We start from the raw sequence: 20,029 nt of genomic DNA, 5'->3' as shown, positions 1-20,029 counted from the left end.
AAAGAGAGAACCTTAAACCATTTTCAATTATGAGAAACTCAATTATGCCCACCGTGAATACCGGCAGTATGGCCGATATTGCTTTTCTACTTCTAATTTTCTTTTTGGTAACCTCAATGATTCCGAATGATAAAGGAATTGCGCGCGATCTTCCGCAGCCTTGTCCGCCCGGTGCCGATTGTAATATTCCACTTAAAAAGAATAATATTTTTACAATCAGCGTCAATGAAAAAGGCGAAATTATGGTGAATAAGACAATTACCCCAATTGAAAATCTAAAAGACGAATTAAAACATTTTTTAGATAACAATGCAGACCAGTCCTGTATTTATTGTAGCGGAGAAAGGCTTGCAGAAGCCTCAGATAATCCGAAAAAAGCTTCAATTTCTTTATCCATTCATCGCGAAGCACCGTATCAAAGCTATATTTCTATTCAAGATCAAATAGCCTCCGCATATTTTGAATTACGCGAAAAGTATGTTTCCGAAATATTAAAAACGGAGGCGAAAAAAATCACCGACGATGAATTAAAAAAGACGCAAGATGCCTATCCTTTCCGAATTATTGAATCGTCTTTATAAAAGTATTTTCTAAATAAAACTTCTAAGCAAACCATCAAAAAACCTCATTTTAGTGGTTCTCTATTTTATAAAAACAAATTTCTAAAACCTAAGGTCAGCAATCAAGTTCCCTCCAAAATAGATTCAAATTGTGCGCTGTTTTAATATCTTTGCCAATCCTAAACCAATACGTTCCGAAAATTTTTCTTTGAATTTAAAGTTGCCTTGCATCCCATGAAAGAATCTCAATTTACACCTAAGTTTTTCTCACTTTTAAAAAAAGGAATTAGCAAGGAACAATTTCGAAAGGATTTTATTGCGGGATTAATTGTAGGTATTGTTGCCCTCCCATTGGCCATTGCGTTTGCTATTGCTTCAGGCGTATCGCCAGACAAAGGATTGATAACTGCTATTATTGCTGGGCTAGTAATTTCCGTCTTAGGCGGCAGCCGCGTTCAAATTGGTGGCCCCACGGGCGCCTTTATTGTAATTGTCTACGCTATTGTACAGGAGTTCAGCGTAGATGGGCTTATTATCGCTACCTTCATGGCCGGAATTATAATGATTGCGATGGGTATTGCGAGACTGGGCAACCTTTTAAAATTTATTCCACATCCACTTATCGTCGGCTTTACCAGTGGAATTGCGATTATTATTTTTTCTTCCCAAATAAAAGATTTCTTCGGACTTTCTATTGAAACGGTACCAGCCGACTTTATTGAAAAATGGAAGGTTTACGCATTAAATTTTAGCAGTATCAACTGGAGTGCTGTAGCCATAGCAACTGGTACCATTCTATTGGCATTTAATTTTCATAGAGTAAGTAAAAAGATTCCTGGCTCCATTGTGGCTATCCTCTTGAGTACATTGGCTGTTTACTTTTTCAATATCCCCGTACCAACAATTGAAACGGTTTTTGGCGAAATTCCCAACGAACTTTCAATGCCACACTTTCCCCATATCAATTTTGCAACAGTCCAAAAGTTGATTCAACCAGCTTTTGCCATCGCACTGCTCGGAGGTATTGAATCTTTGCTATCAGCCGTAGTTAGTGATGGTATGATTGGCGGGCGTCATCGTTCTAATGCAGAACTAGTGGCTCAAGGGGTTGCCAATTGCTTTTCGTCCATGTTCGGCGGAATTCCTGCCACGGGTGCAATTGCTAGAACTGCAACCAATGTTAAGAATGGCGGACGCACACCCATTGCCGGAATAGTCCATGCAATTGTACTTCTGGTTATTATGTTGGTTCTTGCCCCCTATGCAAAATTGATCCCAATGTCATGCTTGGCAGGAATTCTAATTGTAGTGGCTTACCACATGAGCGAGTGGAGGCAATTCCGTTCCTTATTAAAAGGTAACAAATCGGATGTGCTGATATTGTTGGTTACTTTTTTTCTAACCGTTATTTTCGATCTCGTAATTGCTATTGAAATTGGAATTGTTCTTTCTAGTTTTATATTGATGAAAAGAATGAGCGATAACACCACTGTACAACTTGCTAATGATCTCTTTGCAAATAAGGACAATCCCGATGTATTATTTGAGGACGAACTACCTGTTTTGCCCAAAGGCGTAACTATGTTTGAAATAAATGGGCCCTTATTTTTTGGTGCAACACAAACATTTCAAGATACAATGTACCGGTTGCAGGAAAGGCCGAAAGTACTTATTTTAAGGATGCGGCATGTTCCATTTATCGATGCTACAGGTATTTACAGACTAATAGAAATAATCAAAAAATTCTCGGAACAGAACACCGCTATTATACTATCTGGCGTAAATGATAATGTTTTGAGAGATTTGTTGAAAAGTGATATCTATGCAGTACTTAGTAAGGAAAATTTAACCGATAGTATTGAAAAGGCTTCTGAAAGAGCCGCTCAAATAATTGAAAAAAGGAAATAAAGTAACATTATCAGTTATGCAAAAACCAAGTAAAAAAGACCTTACATTGAAGCAGAGCGAAGAATTAATAGCTATTTTGAAAGCTCGCTTCGGAAAACACACAGACCGGCACCCGAGTATTAGCTGGTCTAAAGTACAATTAAAACTTGAGGCTAATCCCGAAAAACTTTGGTCGCTACATCAAATGGAAGAAACTGGCGGCGAACCAGATGTTGTTGGTTTTGATAAAAAGACCAATGAATATATTTTTTATGATTGCTCTGAAGAAAGTCCCAAAGGCCGCCGAAGCTTTTGCTACGACCCTGAGGCCTTGGAAGCAAGAAAAGAACACAAACCAAAACACAGTGCTATTGGAATGGCTTCCGAAATGGGCATTGAACTTTTAACAGAAGATCAATACCGCGAATTACAGCAACTCGGAAATTTTGAAAGCAAAACCTCAAGTTGGTTAAAAACTCCCGATACTATTAGAAAATTGGGTGGTGCTATTTTTGGGGATTTTCGTTTCAATACCGTATTTGTGTATCACAATGGGGTGCAATCATACTACGGCGGTAGAGGGTTTCGTGGGGCGTTAAAGGTTTAACTAACTGGGAAGCCCTAATAATTATTGAACATATTTAAAATTCTACTCCCGCTCGTGTTCCTCCAAATCCTTCCGTAAATCCAGTTTTCGAAGTTTTGGGAAAAAGAATCCAGTCCCCAGTACAGTAAGTATAGTCATACTACCACCAAAAACAACTGCAGTAACCGTTCCCATCAATTTTGCGGTAAGCCCACTCTCAAAAGCTCCCAATTCATTGGAAGATCCAACAAACATAGAATTAACAGAAGCTACGCGCCCTCGCATGGCATCTGGAGTTCTTAGCTGTAAAATCGTGGAGCGGATAACCATAGAAATACCATCTGTTGCCCCACTCAAGAATAGCGCGATTACCGAAACCCAAAACCAAGTGGAAACCCCAAACACAATAATGCAAATACCAAAACCAAAAATGGCTGCAAGCAATTTCATACCCGCATTTTTATTGAGAGGAAAATGTGCTGAAGTAAACATAATCAGTAATGCACCAACTGCTGGTGCTGCACGAAGTATTCCAAAACCCTCTGGTCCCACTTTAAGAATATCCTGTGCATAAATAGGAAGAAGCGCTACCGCTCCGCCGAAAAGTACTGCAAACATATCTAAGGTAAGCGCACCCAAAATTACCCGAGTGTTCATCACGAATTTAATACCTTCTTTTAAGCTCTTCATTATCGGTTCACCGATGTTGGGGTTTAAAATAGGTTTCTTCGGGATTTGAAGCAAAAGCAGCAAAGCCATCAACGAAAATGCGAAAACAAAGCACATGGACCAGTGAACCCCAATCCAATGAATAAAGAAACCTGCTGTTGCTGGACCTACAACAGAACCCATTTGCCAAACGGAGCTACTCCAAGTGGCCGCATTGGGGTATATTTTTTTAGGAACCAATAAAGAGAATAAGGAGAAAATAGTTGGGCCCAAGAAAGCTCGAACAATCCCACCGAGAAAAACCAAAAAGTAAACGGCGTAAAGAACAGTATTGGTGGACAGATCCCCTACAACCCGCGGCCAAGTAAGCAAGAAAAGCCCTAGGCTCACAACTGAAAATCCAAAAATACACTTAAATAAAAGACTTCTTTTCTCACGCTGATCTACAATATGTCCTGCAAAAAGCGCCATAGATACCGCAGGAATAACCTCCATCAAACCGATAATTCCTAAGGAAAGTGGATTTTTGGTAATACTGTAAACTTCCCACTCAATCACTACAAACTGCATGCTCCAAGCAAACACCATTGCAAACCGCACCAAAAGAAATATATTAAACTCCCGAAATCGTAATGCAGCGTAGGGATCGTTTTTCTTCATTTAAAGAGGTTGCTGTTTAAAGATGAATGTGGTTACTTCCAAAGTAAACCACTTCAGTATGCCAAAAGTACTATAGCAAACTGAATATGGCAATGGCATAAAGATAAAACCTCACAAAACGAAGCAATCCAAAAAGAAGATAGTTACTGAATTTATAATGAATCATTCCTGCGGCCATACTAGTCATAGAAAACGGAATGGGCAACAAAGCACCAACAACAATTAAGAATCCACCCCATTTGCGTATTTGCTTTAGGTGTTTCTTCATCTTCCCTTCCATATATGCATAAACCCTTGGAATCGTAAAAATCCATTTCCCGATGAAGTAAGAAATAATTCCGCCTACATAAGAAAGTGTTGCCAAAAGTGTTAAATAAAGAATTGGCTCAGGCATTTTATCACTCCAAGCAATAAATATTTCTGGAGGAACAAGGCCCAATAACGATTCCGAAGCAAGAAAAACAAGCAATATGTTAATTGGCGCGTAGGTTTCAGTAATATATGTAAAGAGATTACTGAAATCTACAACGTAAAGATCCAATACGATGAGTGCAACAATAATCAAAACTATTGGAACAATAGATTTCTTAAGACTTTGACCCACAAAAGAGTAAAACCCAGTGTATTTATAATACAGATGGGCACGCTTTAATTTATTGGTTTCAGATTTTCTTACAGTCTCCATTTCAATTTGGGAATCTAAATATTCGAAGGTGCAAATATATAGCTAAAGCCCCTACTCTGCAACCAATTGGCAAAGGATTCACGGTTAATAGAATGTTAAACATTTACGCAAGATTTTTTGCTGTTAATTCTTTTACAAAAGGTTAATATTTAGTTAAATCATTACTTTGCATTACATAGTACTGTAACAAAAACAAAACTATTGCGTCTTTTAAGTATAACCAGTAAAACTATTTTATTATGAGAACTTTAAACAGCAATTACTTGACTGAAAAAATGAAAACTTCAAAAGGCTATTCATGGAATTTGAAAAGAAGATTTCGCTAAAAAAATTATTAATATTTAAAACTTAAAAATCATGAGAACATTAAACAGCAACGAAAGCATTCACAGACCACACGATTCCAGAGCTTATATATGGAATACAAAAAGGCGCTATAGATAAATGCCCTCACTCAAACCAAAAAAAAAAAATTAACTATGAAAACCTTGAGAAACCTTCAAAAGCGAATTAAATACGGATCGCAAAAGCAAAACATGTTGAATTACCTAAACGGAAACCAACGCCTGTTTGAGGAACCCACAATCAGAAAAACATGCAGAAACTTCTATTAAAAATAAAAATGAAAACTACTAAAGCTGGATTGAAGAAATTTGATCCAGCTTTTTTATTTTTTAAGATTTGGTTTATATTTCGGACGTGGACTCGGGTTGGCTTTTGGTGATACTTTTAGCGGTTGCGCTTTCTTTTCCGGCATCGGCCCTCGCAGATGAATGACTAATCCATTTAGAAAATTACGAAGAAACTGATCGCCACATTCCATATATTTTTCGTGGTTTTCATTTCTAAAGATAGCTCCAAGTTCACTTTTTGTAACTGCAAAATCCACCAACGAACATATTTTCACTATATCGTCGTCACGGAGTTTGTGTGCTACTCGCAGTTTTTTCATGATATCGTTATTGCTTAAAGCCATAATAAAAATTATTTGTCCAAAGATATGTTTAATTATTTACCTTAAAAAGGCCAATCGCTTCCCTCCTATTTTTCTCCTGTTGGAACCATATAAACAGGGATTTTTGTATGCTCCATAACACTTGACGCCACAGTTCCCAAAAATATTTTTTCCAATGTGCCATGGCTGTGGGTTCCCATAACGATTAAATCTGCTTTCCATTCCTCGGCGTATTCCAAAATCATTTTAGCGGTATCGCCTTCTGCTAAGTGTGTCGAAATATCGTTTCCCTGCAAATGTGCTTTTGTTTTGTCAAGATAATCCTGTGCTACTTTTACAAATTCTTCTTGAATTTTATAATCTACAGGAAACGCATAGCCTTCGTAACCCATAAAAGGTTCATATTGCATTCCGTAATAACGTACTTCTGAAAGTACGTGAAAGAGACAGATTTCAGCATCCATCAATTTTGCAAGTTCATAACCCATATTCACTACTTTTTCTGAATGTGGGTTGTAGTCGAGGGTAATCAATACTTTTTTCATCAGTTAATTTGTTTTAGTTCAGAATTCGTTGTAAACTTCTTTAAGAAATTTTTCCCTGTATGTGGGGTAGATTTCTTCGTAACATTTTATTTCGGTTTCAATTTGCTTAAAGATAAAACTTCTATTCATATCTGAAAGGGTTTTACAGCCAGCAGCTGCAAAAAGTTCCAAAAATTCTTTTACCGTTTCACCATGATAATTCTTTACCCGCTTCCACTTATCCTCTACCACTAAACCGCGCATTAAGCTTGGGTTGTTAGTAGTTACACCCGTTGGACACTTGTTGGTGTCACAACGCAAAGCTTGAATACAACCAAGAGCGAGCATCATTCCACGAGCGGAATTACAAATATCGGCACCAATACAGAGCGCTTTAAAAATATCAAACGCAGTAAATATTTTTGTTGCAGTTACCACTTTGATGTCCTTTTTCAAATCAAAACCATTCAGCGTGTCCACCACAAAAACTAGGGCTTTTTCCCACGGCATCCCTACATAATTTGAGAAATCTATAGGTGCCGCACCCGTTCCACCTTCGGAACCATCAACGGTTATGAAATCTGGTTTTATTCCCGTTTCTACCATTTTTTCGCATATGTCAATAAACTCCTTTTTACTACCAATACACAATTTAAAACCGATGGGTTTTCCATCACTCAATTCGCGCATTTGCTTAACAAATCGAAGCAATCCTTCCGCATTACTGAATGCACTGTGTCCGGGAGGCGATAATACCGTTGTATGTGGTTTTACTCCTCTTATTTCAGCAATTTCATCATTGTTTTTTACTGCAGGCAAAACTCCGCCGTGGCCTGGTTTTGCACCTTGCGATATTTTGATTTCAATCATTTTTACGTTTGGAAGTGCTGCTTTTTCCCTAAATTTTTCAGGGGAAAAGTTTCCATCCTCAGTTCTACAACCGAAATAGCCAGTGCCCACTTCATAAACCAAATCACCTCCTTTTAAATGATATTCTGCAATTCCACCTTCCCCTGTATCGTGGAAAAAGTTACCTGCTTTCGCCCCAAGATTTAGCGCCATTACAGCATTTTTACTTAATGCTCCATAGCTCATTGCTGAAATATTAAAGATACTCGCGCTGTATGGTTGCTTACAATCTGGTCCACCAACAAGAACTCGCGGCGCTTCTTCAAGAAGTTTTGACGGATAAATACTGTGTTTCATCCACTTATAATTTTCCGCTTCTACGTTTAGTTCCGTTCCAAAGGGATGAGTTTCATTTTGAAGTTTTGCACGTTCGTAAACATAAGTTCTGTGGTTTCTGTCTATCGGTTTCCCATCGGTGTCGCTTTCCACAAAATATTGATGGATTTCTGGGCCTATCATTTCCAAAAGAAAACGCATATGTCCCAAAACTGGAAAATTACGGAGAATGGAATGCTTCTTTTGAAACAGATCATAAATGCCTATTCCGAAAACCAATGCCCCCAAAATAGAAAAACCATAAATTGGCCAAATTGCGGTGCAAGTGATTATTGCAATTATTCCTAAAGCTATAAACGTAAACTGTATTGCTTCTCTCATTTTAAAAGTTATGTTTTAAAATATTTTAATTGTTAAAGAACGCCTTTATTTCGTCCATCAAATTATTTTTTTGGTCTTTGTCGCTTTTAACCGACAGTAAGATTTCCTTTATTTTTGATTTTCCAAATCCCCACGCTTCTTCCAATGTGATGTGCGGTGGCAATGATAATTCTCCTGGATTGGTAACAGCATCAATAATAAAAGGTTTGGGTGAAGCAATTGCCATCTCGATAGCCTTTTCAATATCTGTAGCATGTTCCACCCGTATCCCATCGCCCCCACAGAGTTTGGCATACTCTGCAAAATTAGGGTTTTGGAGTTCAAGGGCTTCATTTGCCATCGCATAGCCAGCTTCTTCCATTTCAATTTTCACAAAGCCTAACTGGCTGTTATTGTAAACTAAAATCTTTACGGGCCAATTATAGCGAACAGCGGTAATAAAATCATTCATGCACATTCCGAACGCACCGTCACCAACAATCGCCCAAACCTCTCTCCCTGGATTGACAGATTGAATTCCCATTGCAGCTGGAAAACCAACGGCCATGGAACCGTGGTTGAAGGAGCCCAAAAGTCTCCGTTTTCCGTGAAGCGTTAAATGGTGTGCCACCCAAATGGCGCTTTCGCCAACGTCCACAGTGAAGCAGGCGTCATCTGAAGCCTTTCGGTTTAAAACATTCATAAAAAGCTGCGGATGCAAGGGTTCTAAGTCATTGTCTAAATTACTGTTTTCCTCTTTGTGTTTTTTCCATTTATTAAAGTTTTCAACCAGATTATCCAAAAATTCAGAATTTTTCTTTGGAAGAATTTTAGAATCTAATTTCTGAAGGCTTGCTAAACAATCGCCCTGCACACCAATATCAACTTTTACGCGATTGCCAATGTTTTCTATGCGGTTATCTATTTGAATTATTTTTGAATCGTCAGGCAGGAAATTACTATATGGAAAATCTGTACCCAGCATCAATAGTAAATCTGCTTTCATCACAGCGTGATAGCCAGATGGATTTCCAATAAGACCCGTAAGTCCGACCACATTTTTATCATCGTTGTGGATTACATCGGAAGAACGAAGTGTGTGCACTATCGGTGCTTTTATTTTTTCTGAAAGTGCCAAGACTTCTTCCCTGCTATTTCTACAGCCAGCGCCGGCAAGAATTGTAATCTTTTTAGCTTCATTTATAGCACTTGCTATTTTGTTAATGTCATCATCGGAAGGAACCAAAACTGCATTACCTCTAAAGACCGGATGCTCATAGTGTGAACCTTTCGCTTCTTCAACGGCGATATCAATGGGAATTTCAACACGAACTACTGCGCGCTGTTCCAAAGCAATTTGGATTGCTTTTAAAACCACGCGAGGCGCTTCTTCTGCAGATCGGATTACGGCTTGGTATGCACAAACATCGTCAAAAATTTTGGTGAGTCCCACTTCCTGAAAATAATTGGTTCCCATATTTACACGTGCCACTTGTCCACTTATGGCGAGCACCGGAACACGTTCTTTTTTGGCATTGTACAAACCATTTATAAGGTGTAGTGTTCCCGGACCGACGGTCCCAGCGCAAACCGCAAGATTATTTGTCATTTGGGCTTCTGCAGTTGCAGCGAACGCACCGTTTTCTTCATGGCGGACCGCGTTCCATTTTATATCTTCATCACCGCGCAAAGCATCGGTAAATGTATTTAAGGCATCGCCAGTAACACCCCATATTTGGGTTACACCAACATTTTTAAGAATTTGAAGGATTTGTTCGGAAACATTCATAAAACTGTAATTTTATATAAAATTACAGACCTTCAAAAGAAATTTGGAGAATATAAAGAACTATTTCAGTACAATTAAGGGAAATTTAACTGAGTAGAAAAATTATAATTTTAAAAATAATTTCCAAAAAATAAAATATAAGTACGCTAATCATTGTCTTCAAGTTTAAAAAAATCATTCACTGGCTTATTGAAAAGCTTTGACAACTTAAGGGATAAAAGAGTTGAAGGAACGTAACGATTTGTCTCAATTGAATTGATTGTTTGTCTGGAGACTCCTATTTCCTGAGCAAGTTCATCCTGTGTTAGATTGAGAATTGCACGTTCTACTTTTAAAGTGTTTTTCATGCGTTTCTCCTTTTTAATGACCAAAATGCTGTTAAATAAACAACCAAAAGAAACCACAGAATTTGAAAATCACCCAAATCCTCATAATTTGCTTTTTCAGATTGTAGTATAAGCGATACAATATAATTTACCACAGGTTGAGCTAGCACATAAATAACCCCAAATATAAAAGCCAATGAAAATGATTTGCTTCTTAGGTTTTCAATAAATTCATCTTCTATTTTTTCTCTTGAAATTGTAACAATCAAAAGGCCAATTAGCATTGCCTTTTTTAAGATACTTTTTAGCAAATCAAAATCACCATCAATGAATTTTGTAGATAGAATTAAAGCAAGGGATACAACCAGAATACCCCATCCTATCTTTTTCCAATAATTAGGCAGTTTAAAATTAATGAGCCAGTTCAATCTGCGCTCTTCAGCTTCACAAAATTTTTGTTTGTTCATATTATTAGTTTTTGAATTAATGTAAGTCTACTTAACAATATGACAAATATACTACTTATTTTGTAAAATATACTTTACATTTAAATATATATATAATTTATAAGAAATTTTCTTTCAACGAAATTTATCCTGAGCGATACTTAAAAGTTAAGGATACGAAGTTTAAAAGGAAATTAAAAGATTATTTAAAAACACTGTTATTGCTTTACTAATATGGCAGTAGCCTTATTTCCCGTAAGAAGATTCCATTCATAAGAAGCGAGAAGGTTACCTATTTCATCGAAGATATTTAATTGTGCAGTGTTGGGGCCTGAAGAGCCTTGATTTAATGCTTCAAAATCTATTTTATTGAACCCATCCTGAAGTGGAAAATCAAACCCTCTAAAGCTGCCTTCCAGTCTAGCTTGTGGAATTATAACCTCTCCGTTCAAATAAACACGTATCATATCGCCATCCACAAATTCGTGGTCGCGGTACATAATGGTGGCAGTTTTTGCCGTGGTCTTGAAATCGCCGAGATATTGGTCTTTTCCGTATTCAGGTTTTTCTTCTTTATCTTTTGTAAAGTATTTTGGGGCTTTGTTTGTTCCTGTATATTCCAGCAAGCCATCCCCATTTTGCATATCAATTTGATTTTCTTTTTCTTTTCCCAAGTTAGAATTGTTGGGCGTATTCGGGTTCTTTGTATTTGAAAGGGTTGGTGCTTTAATTGCTGGAATTTCAAATCCGGTAGGACTGTCCACATTAGATTGTGGAGAATCAAACCGTACGGAATTATTGGGCAAATCTATTTGTGCAAAAACAGTTCCTGTAATTACAAAAAAACCAACTAAAAGGAATTTTTTCAACATAGCTATAAAATCTTCAAAAGTTCATAACAACTATTACACCAAAAATAGTGTGCAAAGTATTATAAATTGCAGTTAAATCTTAAAAGGTTATTGATTTTTTCTTTTTTGTTTTCCTTTCCATATAAAAAATAGCAATACGGCGCATAATGGCAAAATGATATAGATTATTATATCTGCAGGATTGGTCAAATCAATTGGTTTTTCGCTAGGTTTTGGAACTTCCGTGGGTTTTTGGGCATAACTTGTAGCCAATATCAACAAAATCACCGAAAAAAGCATATTCTTTAATATTTTCATTTTCTTTTTTATTCAAAGTAAGGAAAAAAAAATGAACCGTAAAATTTTAACAACTTGTGTTAAGTTTTTGGAAATTACCCCAAAATGTCTTACTATGCCGTGTTATTATAAAAAACAGAGAGATATATGAGACAACTTAAGATCACGAAGCAGGTAACCAACCGAGAAACTAAATCTTTAAACAGTTATTTACAGGACGTTAGCAAGATAGATTTGATAACAGCCGAAGAAGAAGTGGAGTTGGCACAGCGCATTCGTGAAGGAGATCAAGCTGCACTGAATAAATTGAGCAGAGCAAATTTACGATTTGTTATTTCCGTAGCAAAACAATACCAAAATCAAGGTCTTAGTCTTCCTGACCTTATTAATGAGGGAAACGTAGGCTTGGTAAAGGCCGCCAAGAGGTTTGATGAAACCCGAGGTTTTAAATTTATATCCTATGCAGTTTGGTGGATTCGTCAAGCCATTTTGCAAGCTATTGCAGAACAATCGCGTGTTGTTCGTTTACCGTTGAACAAAATTGGCGATATCAATAAAATAAAAAAAGCTTCAATACATCTTGAGCAAAAATTTCAGCGGGTACCCACTGCTTCCGAAATAGCCCAAGAGTTGGATTTTAGCGAAGCCAAAGTAAAGAGCTCTTTAAAAAACTCAACGAGAAGCCTTTCTATGGACGCACCGTTCCAAGAAGGTGAAAACGACAACAATCTATACGATGTTCTCAGCTCTGGCGAAAGTCCGAACCCTGATAAAAATTTGATGCACGAATCCCTTCGAATAGAAATTAACCGTGCACTCGATACTTTAGCACCTCGCGAAGCTGATGTTGTGAAGTTGAATTTTGGCCTATGTGGACAACCTCCGATGACGCTTCAAGAAATTGGGGATACTTTTGATTTGAGCCGTGAGCGCGTTCGCCAAATTCGCGAAAAAGCAATCAGAAGACTTCGCCAAACATCAAAAAGCCATATTTTAAAAAAATATTTGGGCTAGGCTAAAATGTTAAAAATATTGGCAGTGTCAATATTTTATGAAATTCTTAGGAACGAGTATTATTTCTGCGGTTATCTTTATAAGACTAACCATATTTCAAAATGACTACAGAAATAATACTCGTTTTTTCTATTCTGTTCATTACCATCATTCTTTTCGCATTTGAAGTCTTTTCCGTTGATAAAATTGCGATGCTTATTATTGCTTCTCTTGCCTTGACAGGTTTGGTAAAACCAGAAGAAGCAATTTCCGGCTTCTCAAATACTGCTACAATCACAGTTCTTTCTTTAATGATTATTGCACTTGCACTTGAGGACAACGGTGTAATTGCTTCGCTAGCACGTTTTCTCAAAAACCTTCACATACTCCCGCTCTTTCTGTTGTTGCCTATTTTTATGTTTATAACGGGCGGTATTTCGGCATTTATAAATACTACAGCGGTTGTGATTGTTTTCATAAAAATCATTTCAGAATTGGCGAAACGTTTTAACGTGTCACAATCAAAACTGCTGCTTCCCATTTCCTTTGCAGGTATTTTAGGAGGAAGCTGTACACTGATGGGAACATCCACCAACCTAATTGTAAATTCCGTTGCACGCGATTTGGGAGCCGAAAGATTCAGTTTTTTTGAATTTTCATTCTTTGGAGTTATTTTTTTAATCGTGGGAATTATTGTTGTAACCATTGCCTCAAGATGGCTACCTAATGATTCTAAAGAAGATTTACAAGATGCTTATGATTTGGATAATTATGTGACAACAGTGGTAATTAACAAAGGTTCTAATTTGATCGACAAAAACATTGAAGACACTTTTCTTTATAACAATCCCGAAATATCCATCTTAAAGCTTACGCGCAACAAACAAATAACCAACGCCCCTGGACGCTATATAACTCTAAAAGCAAATGATAAGCTTTTACTTATGTGCGACTTGGAAAATTTAACCAAAATAAATGAGGCTGAAGGTTTGAGTGTTCACAAAACACAGGAAAATGACAAAAAAAAGATAGCGGAGAAATTTGAAGAGGAAAATGGGAACGCAAAAAAGCAAGACGATTTAGGGTTTGTGGAATTGCTGATTCTACCTGGTTCCATATTAATTGGGAAAACATTAAAACAACTCAGAAAACAAACCTTTCAAAGTGCATTGCCCATTGCCATCAAAAAGCGGAGAAACATCAGGAACACCAAAGAGCGCTTAGTTCGAAAAAATATTGAGCAGATCACCTTAAAACCTGGAGATAGATTGTTGGTTGAAATTCCGAAAAATGAAATTGGCCAGCTATACGAAATGGAGAACGTGGCAATTCTTAGGGAACACAAAACCAAGCCAGTAGTAAATACCAGAAAGAAGACGCTATCTTTCGTAATACTGCTCCTCGTCATTGGTTTGGCAGCGAGCGGAATCTTATCTATTTTAATAAGTGCGATTACTGGGGTCAGTTTATTGTTACTAACTAGATGTTTAGATTTGAATGATGTGTATCATCGTATTAACTGGCAAGTAATTTTTTTACTTGCAGGAATGATGCCCCTTGGCATCGCTATGAACAACACGGGTGCCGATAAATGGATTTCGGACCATTTATTAGTCATTTTGAGTGGGCAGTCAAATTTAGTTGTAATTGGCTTAATATTCTTAATTACAATGCTGATGAGTAGCGTGGTGAGCAACAATGCAACGGCAATTATCATGACGCCTATTGCTATTGCGGTTGCCGTTGGTTTGGATCTATCTATGAAACCATTTATCCTTTCTGTGCTTTTCGGGGCTAATTTTAGTTTCTTCACCCCAATGGGCTATCAAACCAACACCTTAATATATGGAATGGGAATTTATAAATTCAAGCATTTCTTTATTATTGGAGGAATTCTTTCTATAATTTTATGGGTTTTAGGTACATTTATGCTTTCTACTCTTTTTTAAATTAAAAACTTATGTCAGAAAAATTTTCAGTAAGCAACTCCATTTCAAATCTTTGGGACAAACTAGACGGCTGGCTTGATGCTATCATCCTAAAACTTCCTAATTTTGCCGTGGCCATTCTTGTTATGGTACTGTTTTACTTTATTGCAAAAGGCCTTAAAAAGTTTTCACGGAAAGTCCTTTTTAAAAAGCTTAGCGATGAATCTATTAAACAGATTCTTTCCAAATTAATTTATACCATTGTCATATTAATTGGTTTTTTTGTAGCGCTGGGCGTTTTGCAACTTGATAAAGTATTAACCTCTATTTTGGCTGGAGCAGGAGTTATGGGACTGGCTATTGGGTTTGCGTTGCAAGGAACATTAAGCAACACAGTTTCTGGTTTTATGCTTTCCTTCCAACCCAAAGTGCGCATAGGTGACTTTATTGAGGCTCAAGGCAAAAGTGGTTATGTAGAAGAAATTGACCTAAGGGCCGTTTCCATTCGCCAAACGGATAATGACTATGTAATCATTCCGAATAAAATTTTTGTTGATAGTCCTTTTACAAATTATTCGTGGACAGAGCGTGCCCGTGTTTCTGTAAGCTGCGGCGTGGGCTATGAAAGTGATCTTCAAAAAGTGGAAGATTTAGTTACCAAAATAATCACAGAAAACTTTGAACAACAAAAAAATGAAGGCGTTGAATTTTATTTTACCGAATTTGGCGACAGTTCCATCAATTTTATTACACGTTTTTGGATTCAAAGTCAACAGCCTAGACCTAAATTTGAAGCACAGCATAAGGCCATCAAGCTTATTAAGAAGAATTTCGATGAAGCTGGAATAAACATTCCTTTCCCTATTCGAACATTGGATTTTGGAAAAAACAAGTTGCAGATGGCACCAAACAAGGACGAATAAATTTATTATAAGAGTTATATCCTTAAAATTCATTTACTATGAAAAAATTACTCAGGATTATATTAGCCGGTTGGGGCGCCAAAAAAATTGGTGGCGGAAAGTGCGGCTGTATTGGCACCATCGTTGTTTTTATATTTCTTTATTGGCTGCTGGGCTACGTTTTTGAGTGGTTTTGAAAACATTTATTAACAAAACAATAGCATCCATTAACTAATTTTTTGGTGAGTTGTGCGGTTATATTTGCATTACAAACCTTAAAAACTTAGTATTATGAAAAAAGCTATTGCACTAACCATGCTGGCGACAGCAATTTTTGCTACATCTTGTGTATCAAAAAAAAAGTATGTAGAACTGGAAAATCAATACAATGATACCCGCTCTACGTTATCTAAAACCCAACTTGAAAAAGAGGAAATTGAAGCCAAGTACGCCAAGATTGAAGAGCGCGTTGCCAGCTACAATTCAAAAATCCAATCATTGACTGATAGTAATAACAGTCGTCTTCAGGAAATTGAAGGCGTTGTGGTTTCAGAAAATGATAAGGAAAAAATGAGGAAAGCTCTTGCCAACGTAGATCCCCAAGAATTGGCACAAGCTAAAACTCTTAAAGATTCAATGAATCTTATCGTTTCCCACAATCTTAAAAAAAACCTTGACAACAGTTTAGTTGGCGAAGGTGAAGAAGATGATATCAAGATTGATATTGATGAAACTGTGGTAATGATTACCATTTCTGATAAATTATTGTTCAACTCAGGAAGTGCTCGCGTAAATTCAAAGGCAAATCCGCTTTTAGAGCGACTTGCCAATGTAATCAACAGCGAACCAGCTTTGGAAGTTATGGTTGAAGGTCATACCGATAGCCAAACTGTAAAGCCTGGTGCTTACGTTAAAGACAACTGGGAACTGAGTGTGGAACGTTCCACAGCCGTTATCCGTAAATTACAGGATGACTACGGGGTAGCTCCTGAAAAGCTGATAGCAGCTGGAAGAAGTAGTTTCCATCCACTAACAGAAAATGAAACCAAGGAAGGCCGCGCAACAAATAGAAGAACGCGCATTGTAATCTTGCCAAACCTTGACAAATTTTTGGCCTTGCTTTCTGCCAACTAAAAAGAAAGTAAATAACTATGGTAAAGGCGGTTCATTTTAAAATGAACCGCCTTTTTTTATTTACTATTCAGAAGTAAAATTTATTTTGAAGGAGGCATAGTGGGCCGCACTTCTATCTTGCTCGGAAGCGTACGAGGGTTCATCTTCAATAAATCAACAACAAGTTCACCAATATCTTCTTTCTGGATTTTCCATGAATCTTTCGCATCCGGCTCGTTACCTGCAAAGTGGGTTGAAACCGAACCAGGCATAATCGTAGAAACTTTGATTCCGTGATCTCGCAAATCCAACATTGCAGCCTGTGTGAAACCTGTCAATCCAAATTTACTTGCATTGTAAGCACTTCCACCTTTAAAGAAATTGGTTCCCGCCAAACTAGAAATACTTATAAAATAACCTTTGTTTTTTTTCAATTGGTCAACGCTCGCTTTCAAGGAATAGAATGGTCCAGAAAGATTCGTGTCTATCGTCTCCTTCCATTCTTCTATAGTAATATCTTCCACAGAACCAAAATGACCAAGTCCCGCATTTGCGATTACAATGTCAACGCCTCCAAAATGTTTAATAGCGTCTTTTACGGCTTTTTGTTGGCTTTCATAACTGCGAACGTCTGCTTCTAAACCAATGGCTTGTGCTCTATCGTTTCCATTGGAGTTTAATTGTTTTGCGGCTTCCTCAGCCGTTTCCTTTGTCCTTCCGGTTATAGCAACATTGATGCCTTCTTTCAACAAAGCTTCAGCAATCCCATAACCTATTCCTTTTGTCCCGCCTGTAATCAGAGCGGATTTTTTTCCTAAATCATTCATAGTTTAACGTTTTTTCCAAAGTTACAAATAGCGAAAGCTAATGTTATTAAATTCTGCTTAAATTTGACAAATGAAGTTGTTGCCAATTTTGCTTTTCACTTTTATGTTCTTCAGTTTTTCTTCGGAAGAAAAATCTCAAGACCCCCTCGTCAACCTTGAAACACTTTCCACTGAATTTAACTATGAAATACGTTACGCCACCCCAAACAATTTCATAGGAGAAACCCTTTACGACTGCCCAAAATGTCTACTCCGCCCCGAAGTAGCCGAGGCGCTGCTAAAAGCTAATCAATATTTCTGCGAAAAAGGCTACCGCATAAAAATATACGATTGCTATCGCCCGTTGGACGTGCAAAAAAAAATGTGGGCAAAAGTGCCAAGGCCAACTTATGTGGGGAATCCTTACGGCAACGGTTCCATTCATAACAAAGGTGCAGCCGTAGATATTACCCTGGAAACTATAGATGGCTATTACATTGAAATGGGTAGCGATTACGATTACTTTGGTAGAGAAGCTCATATTGACAATTACAATTTTTCAAAAGAAATATTAGAAAACCGAAAATTGCTTTTTGAAGGAATGCGCAAATTTGGATTTAATACCATTCGAACCGAATGGTGGCATTTCAGTTTTCGAAAAAATTGGAGCTATAAAACCTTGAATGTTCCTTTGCCCTGTGATTGATTTAATATTTCATTAATACACTTTACGTTAACTTCATTGTAACTTTATACAAAACAAATATCATGAAGAATAAAACAGTAATAGTGACAGGTGCAGGTTCTGGTCTGGGAAGGGCGATTGCTCATAAATTTGCAGAAAAGGGCGCAAATGTAGTGGTTTCGGATATTGCAGAAGAAGCCGGAAAAAAAGTAGTGAAAGAGATAACCGATAAAAATGGTACGGCTTTCTTTATAAAATCAGACACTTCCAAAGCTAAGGAATGTGAAGAGTTGGTTAAACAAACCGTTAAAAAATTCGGCAGTTTGCAGTATGCCGTGAACAATGCAGGTATTGGTGGTGAAATGGCGAAGACTGGAGATTATCCATTAGATAGCTGGGAAAAGGTAATCGGCGTTAATTTAAGCGGCGTATTTTACGGTACTAAATACCAAGTTCCTGAAATAATCAAAGCAGGCGGTGGGGCTATCGTGAATATGGCTTCTATTTTGGGAAGTGTCGGTACGCCAAACTCCGTTGCTTATGTTGCCGCAAAACACGGGGTTGTGGGTTTGACAAAAACCGCAGCTTTGGAATATGCCAAGGATAATGTTCGTATTAACTCGGTTGGGCCTGGATATATAAAAACACCATTACTCGATCAAATTGATGACGAAACAAAAGAAGTGCTGGCACAAATGCACCCGATAGGCCGTTTGGGTAAACCAGACGAAGTGGCAAATCTCGTTTATTGGTTATGCAGTGATGAGGCGAGTTTTGTGACAGGTTCCTATTATCTTGTTGACGGTGGATATACGGCCCAATAACAAATTTTTAGCTCTGTATCCCTGTGGTAGTTTGATTAATGTTGAACCGGGGATTAGCGTATCATTTATTATCTTCTTTAGGAAATACTGGACTATTTCGGAATTTAATAGGGATTGCATCCTCGGTTCCATAAATTTTAAGCTCTTTAATATCCGCAGGAAGATTAAAGCCTTTTTTGAAGAGTTCTTCTTTCACTTGACGAATAACCAATCCTCTCAACACTCGGGAAGCTCTTCTGTAATCAACAGTATCAACCCAAAAGAAAACTTTTAAATTTACTGTACTTGCCGCTAATTCATCTTCGATTACAAAATTTTCGTGGTCGGCATCACGTATTATTTCTTTATTTGCATCTAAAATATCTTGAATAACTTTTTTTGCAGCCTGGATGTCATCTTCATAGCCAATACCCACAGTAAAATCTACTCTGTAAAAGCCATCCGCAGTATAATTTTCAACCGGTTTGGTTAGCACATCGCTATTAGGAATGTAAATATCCCGACCATCAAAAGTTTTTATGTGGGAGTATCGAAAGCTCAATTCCTTTACCTTTCCAAAAATGTTGTCAATCTTAATAGTATCGTTAATATTGAAAGGTCTATTAAAGGCAAGTATAATTCCTGCCAAAAAATTCTTCCCTATATCCTGAAAAGCAAAGCCCAAAATTATTGCCCCACCGCCAACGGCTGTTAGGAGTCCGGTTGCAATACCGTCTAAACCTGCTATTCTCAATGCGAGCATAACGGCAATAATAACGAGAATGATTTTGACCGCTTGCGCTAAAAACCTTGACATAAGTGGGTCTTCAGATTTTTGTTGAAATCGCCGTTTATAAAAGTTAGTAAGCAATTGGGCCAGCAAAACTCCTAAAATTATTACTAAAATCGCCAAAGCAATCCGCGGTAACACTTTCAGGAATTCTTCGTAATAACTTGCAACGGATTTTTGGATTGTTTCAGAAGGAGATTGTAAAAGTGGAAGCATCTATTTTTCTTTT

At 37.4% G+C, this 20,029-nt stretch carries 22 protein-coding genes; 10 read left to right on the top strand and 12 right to left on the bottom strand.

Annotation, left to right across the window (positions count from 1 at the left end):
- The first annotated feature begins 29 nt into the window (after positions 1 to 29).
- The 3 genes from ESU54_RS03395 (at position 30) to ESU54_RS03385 (ending at position 3,054) form a co-directional block, all read left to right on the top strand.
- A complete protein-coding gene (locus ESU54_RS03395) occupies positions 30 to 581 on the top strand; it encodes an ExbD/TolR family protein (protein ID WP_160113255.1) in 552 nt (183 codons plus the stop codon).
- Between the two features lie 213 nt (positions 582 to 794).
- Positions 795 to 2,468, top strand: coding sequence for a SulP family inorganic anion transporter (locus tag ESU54_RS03390; protein WP_111843739.1), 1,674 nt, complete (start codon positions 795 to 797; stop codon positions 2,466 to 2,468).
- A 16-nt stretch (positions 2,469 to 2,484) separates the two neighbouring features.
- Complete coding sequence (locus ESU54_RS03385) at positions 2,485 to 3,054, top strand: DUF4256 domain-containing protein (protein WP_111843971.1); 570 nt, start codon at positions 2,485 to 2,487, stop codon at positions 3,052 to 3,054.
- A gap of 42 nt (positions 3,055 to 3,096) precedes the next feature.
- On the opposite strand, the gene ESU54_RS03380 is transcribed toward ESU54_RS03385, so the two are convergent.
- The 10 genes from ESU54_RS03380 to ESU54_RS03335 form a co-directional block, all read right to left on the bottom strand.
- A complete protein-coding gene (locus ESU54_RS03380; RefSeq protein WP_111843738.1) occupies positions 3,097 to 4,362 on the bottom strand; it encodes an MFS transporter in 1,266 nt (421 codons plus the stop codon).
- Positions 4,363 to 4,432: 70 nt separating this feature from the next.
- Positions 4,433 to 5,047, bottom strand: a complete 615-nt coding sequence (locus ESU54_RS03375) for a YqaA family protein (protein ID WP_111843737.1) — start codon at positions 5,045 to 5,047, stop codon at positions 4,433 to 4,435.
- 667 nt (positions 5,048 to 5,714) lie between these two features.
- Positions 5,715 to 6,023 carry a DUF1456 family protein gene (locus ESU54_RS03370; RefSeq protein ID WP_111843736.1) on the bottom strand — a complete coding sequence of 103 codons (309 nt, stop codon included), beginning with the start codon at positions 6,021 to 6,023 and terminating at the stop codon, positions 5,715 to 5,717.
- A gap of 65 nt (positions 6,024 to 6,088) precedes the next feature.
- A complete protein-coding gene (locus ESU54_RS03365; protein ID WP_111843735.1) occupies positions 6,089 to 6,547 on the bottom strand; it encodes a universal stress protein in 459 nt (152 codons plus the stop codon).
- Between the two features lie 18 nt (positions 6,548 to 6,565).
- Entirely contained in the window at positions 6,566 to 8,092 is a 1,527-nt protein-coding gene (locus ESU54_RS03360; RefSeq protein ID WP_111843734.1) for an FMN-binding glutamate synthase family protein, read from the bottom strand.
- Between the two features lie 25 nt (positions 8,093 to 8,117).
- Entirely contained in the window at positions 8,118 to 9,860 is a 1,743-nt protein-coding gene (locus ESU54_RS03355) for a thiamine pyrophosphate-dependent enzyme (RefSeq protein WP_111843733.1), read from the bottom strand.
- A gap of 146 nt (positions 9,861 to 10,006) precedes the next feature.
- Entirely contained in the window at positions 10,007 to 10,207 is a 201-nt protein-coding gene (locus ESU54_RS03350; protein ID WP_111843732.1) for a helix-turn-helix transcriptional regulator, read from the bottom strand.
- Entirely contained in the window at positions 10,204 to 10,653 is a 450-nt protein-coding gene (locus ESU54_RS03345; RefSeq protein WP_111843731.1) for a hypothetical protein, read from the bottom strand. Before ESU54_RS03345 ends, ESU54_RS03350 begins: the two co-directional genes overlap by 4 nt.
- Positions 10,654 to 10,850: 197 nt before the next feature.
- On the bottom strand, positions 10,851 to 11,504 hold the full coding sequence (locus ESU54_RS03340; RefSeq protein WP_111843730.1) for a hypothetical protein: 654 nt from the start codon (positions 11,502 to 11,504) through the stop codon (positions 10,851 to 10,853).
- A gap of 87 nt (positions 11,505 to 11,591) precedes the next feature.
- Positions 11,592 to 11,801 carry an adenylosuccinate synthetase gene (locus tag ESU54_RS03335; RefSeq protein ID WP_111843729.1) on the bottom strand — a complete coding sequence of 70 codons (210 nt, stop codon included), beginning with the start codon at positions 11,799 to 11,801 and terminating at the stop codon, positions 11,592 to 11,594.
- Positions 11,802 to 11,927: 126 nt separating this feature from the next.
- Here ESU54_RS03335 and ESU54_RS03330 point away from each other — a divergent pair, with 126 nt between their 5' ends.
- The 5 genes from ESU54_RS03330 (at position 11,928) to ESU54_RS03315 (ending at position 16,737) form a co-directional block, all read left to right on the top strand.
- Positions 11,928 to 12,794: a sigma-70 family RNA polymerase sigma factor gene (locus ESU54_RS03330; protein WP_111843728.1), complete on the top strand. Its 867-nt coding sequence runs from the start codon at positions 11,928 to 11,930 to the stop codon at positions 12,792 to 12,794.
- 101 nt (positions 12,795 to 12,895) lie between these two features.
- On the top strand, positions 12,896 to 14,722 hold the full coding sequence (locus tag ESU54_RS03325; protein ID WP_111843727.1) for a sodium:proton antiporter: 1,827 nt from the start codon (positions 12,896 to 12,898) through the stop codon (positions 14,720 to 14,722).
- 11 nt (positions 14,723 to 14,733) lie between these two features.
- Complete coding sequence (locus tag ESU54_RS03320; RefSeq protein WP_111843726.1) at positions 14,734 to 15,624, top strand: mechanosensitive ion channel family protein; 891 nt, start codon at positions 14,734 to 14,736, stop codon at positions 15,622 to 15,624.
- A 38-nt stretch (positions 15,625 to 15,662) separates the two neighbouring features.
- The gene (locus tag ESU54_RS17765; RefSeq protein ID WP_170253255.1) at positions 15,663 to 15,800 is read left to right on the top strand and encodes a hypothetical protein; all 138 of its coding nucleotides are present in this window, start codon (positions 15,663 to 15,665) and stop codon (positions 15,798 to 15,800) included.
- 94 nt (positions 15,801 to 15,894) lie between these two features.
- Complete coding sequence (locus ESU54_RS03315) at positions 15,895 to 16,737, top strand: OmpA/MotB family protein (protein WP_111843725.1); 843 nt, start codon at positions 15,895 to 15,897, stop codon at positions 16,735 to 16,737.
- Positions 16,738 to 16,817: 80 nt separating this feature from the next.
- Here the strand turns inward: ESU54_RS03315 and ESU54_RS03310 are convergent, their stop codons facing one another.
- The gene (locus ESU54_RS03310; RefSeq protein ID WP_111843724.1) at positions 16,818 to 17,543 is read right to left on the bottom strand and encodes an SDR family oxidoreductase; all 726 of its coding nucleotides are present in this window, start codon (positions 17,541 to 17,543) and stop codon (positions 16,818 to 16,820) included.
- A gap of 70 nt (positions 17,544 to 17,613) precedes the next feature.
- On the opposite strand from ESU54_RS03310, the gene ESU54_RS03305 reads away from it, so the two are divergent.
- The gene (locus ESU54_RS03305; protein ID WP_111843723.1) at positions 17,614 to 18,228 is read left to right on the top strand and encodes a M15 family metallopeptidase; all 615 of its coding nucleotides are present in this window, start codon (positions 17,614 to 17,616) and stop codon (positions 18,226 to 18,228) included.
- Between the two features lie 62 nt (positions 18,229 to 18,290).
- On the top strand, positions 18,291 to 19,031 hold the full coding sequence (locus tag ESU54_RS03300; protein WP_111843722.1) for an SDR family NAD(P)-dependent oxidoreductase: 741 nt from the start codon (positions 18,291 to 18,293) through the stop codon (positions 19,029 to 19,031).
- A 61-nt stretch (positions 19,032 to 19,092) separates the two neighbouring features.
- Here the strand turns inward: ESU54_RS03300 and ESU54_RS03295 are convergent, their stop codons facing one another.
- The gene (locus ESU54_RS03295) at positions 19,093 to 20,016 is read right to left on the bottom strand and encodes a mechanosensitive ion channel family protein (protein WP_111843721.1); all 924 of its coding nucleotides are present in this window, start codon (positions 20,014 to 20,016) and stop codon (positions 19,093 to 19,095) included.
- Positions 20,017 to 20,029: the final 13 nt, after the last annotated feature.

Origin of the sequence: Aequorivita antarctica (assembly GCF_007997155.1) — a bacterium.
Taxonomy (GTDB): Bacteria; Bacteroidota; Bacteroidia; order Flavobacteriales; family Flavobacteriaceae; genus Aequorivita; species Aequorivita antarctica.
This window is presented reverse-complemented; position numbering and strand designations above follow the sequence as displayed.

Excerpts from the sequence above, each read along its gene's own strand:
- ESU54_RS03310 (WP_111843724.1), bottom strand. The coding sequence starts at position 17,543 with ATGAATGATTTAGGAAAAAAATCCGCTCTGATTACAGGCGGGACAAAA.
- ESU54_RS03360 (WP_111843734.1), bottom strand. The coding sequence starts at position 8,092 with ATGAGAGAAGCAATACAGTTTACGTTTATAGCTTTAGGAATAATTGCA.
- ESU54_RS03315 (WP_111843725.1), top strand. The coding sequence starts at position 15,895 with ATGAAAAAAGCTATTGCACTAACCATGCTGGCGACAGCAATTTTTGCT.
- ESU54_RS03380 (WP_111843738.1), bottom strand. The coding sequence starts at position 4,362 with ATGAAGAAAAACGATCCCTACGCTGCATTACGATTTCGGGAGTTTAAT.
- ESU54_RS03375 (WP_111843737.1), bottom strand. The coding sequence starts at position 5,047 with ATGGAGACTGTAAGAAAATCTGAAACCAATAAATTAAAGCGTGCCCAT.
- ESU54_RS03305 (WP_111843723.1), top strand. The coding sequence starts at position 17,614 with ATGAAGTTGTTGCCAATTTTGCTTTTCACTTTTATGTTCTTCAGTTTT.
- ESU54_RS03370 (WP_111843736.1), bottom strand. The coding sequence starts at position 6,023 with ATGGCTTTAAGCAATAACGATATCATGAAAAAACTGCGAGTAGCACAC.
- ESU54_RS03335 (WP_111843729.1), bottom strand. The coding sequence starts at position 11,801 with ATGAAAATATTAAAGAATATGCTTTTTTCGGTGATTTTGTTGATATTG.
- ESU54_RS03345 (WP_111843731.1), bottom strand. The coding sequence starts at position 10,653 with ATGAACAAACAAAAATTTTGTGAAGCTGAAGAGCGCAGATTGAACTGG.
- ESU54_RS03355 (WP_111843733.1), bottom strand. The coding sequence starts at position 9,860 with ATGAATGTTTCCGAACAAATCCTTCAAATTCTTAAAAATGTTGGTGTA.
- ESU54_RS03350 (WP_111843732.1), bottom strand. The coding sequence starts at position 10,207 with ATGAAAAACACTTTAAAAGTAGAACGTGCAATTCTCAATCTAACACAG.
- ESU54_RS03320 (WP_111843726.1), top strand. The coding sequence starts at position 14,734 with ATGTCAGAAAAATTTTCAGTAAGCAACTCCATTTCAAATCTTTGGGAC.
- ESU54_RS03385 (WP_111843971.1), top strand. The coding sequence starts at position 2,485 with ATGCAAAAACCAAGTAAAAAAGACCTTACATTGAAGCAGAGCGAAGAA.
- ESU54_RS03325 (WP_111843727.1), top strand. The coding sequence starts at position 12,896 with ATGACTACAGAAATAATACTCGTTTTTTCTATTCTGTTCATTACCATC.
- ESU54_RS03340 (WP_111843730.1), bottom strand. The coding sequence starts at position 11,504 with ATGTTGAAAAAATTCCTTTTAGTTGGTTTTTTTGTAATTACAGGAACT.
- ESU54_RS03300 (WP_111843722.1), top strand. The coding sequence starts at position 18,291 with ATGAAGAATAAAACAGTAATAGTGACAGGTGCAGGTTCTGGTCTGGGA.
- ESU54_RS03295 (WP_111843721.1), bottom strand. The coding sequence starts at position 20,016 with ATGCTTCCACTTTTACAATCTCCTTCTGAAACAATCCAAAAATCCGTT.
- ESU54_RS03395 (WP_160113255.1), top strand. The coding sequence starts at position 30 with ATGAGAAACTCAATTATGCCCACCGTGAATACCGGCAGTATGGCCGAT.
- ESU54_RS03330 (WP_111843728.1), top strand. The coding sequence starts at position 11,928 with ATGAGACAACTTAAGATCACGAAGCAGGTAACCAACCGAGAAACTAAA.
- ESU54_RS17765 (WP_170253255.1), top strand. The coding sequence starts at position 15,663 with ATGAAAAAATTACTCAGGATTATATTAGCCGGTTGGGGCGCCAAAAAA.
- ESU54_RS03390 (WP_111843739.1), top strand. The coding sequence starts at position 795 with ATGAAAGAATCTCAATTTACACCTAAGTTTTTCTCACTTTTAAAAAAA.
- ESU54_RS03365 (WP_111843735.1), bottom strand. The coding sequence starts at position 6,547 with ATGAAAAAAGTATTGATTACCCTCGACTACAACCCACATTCAGAAAAA.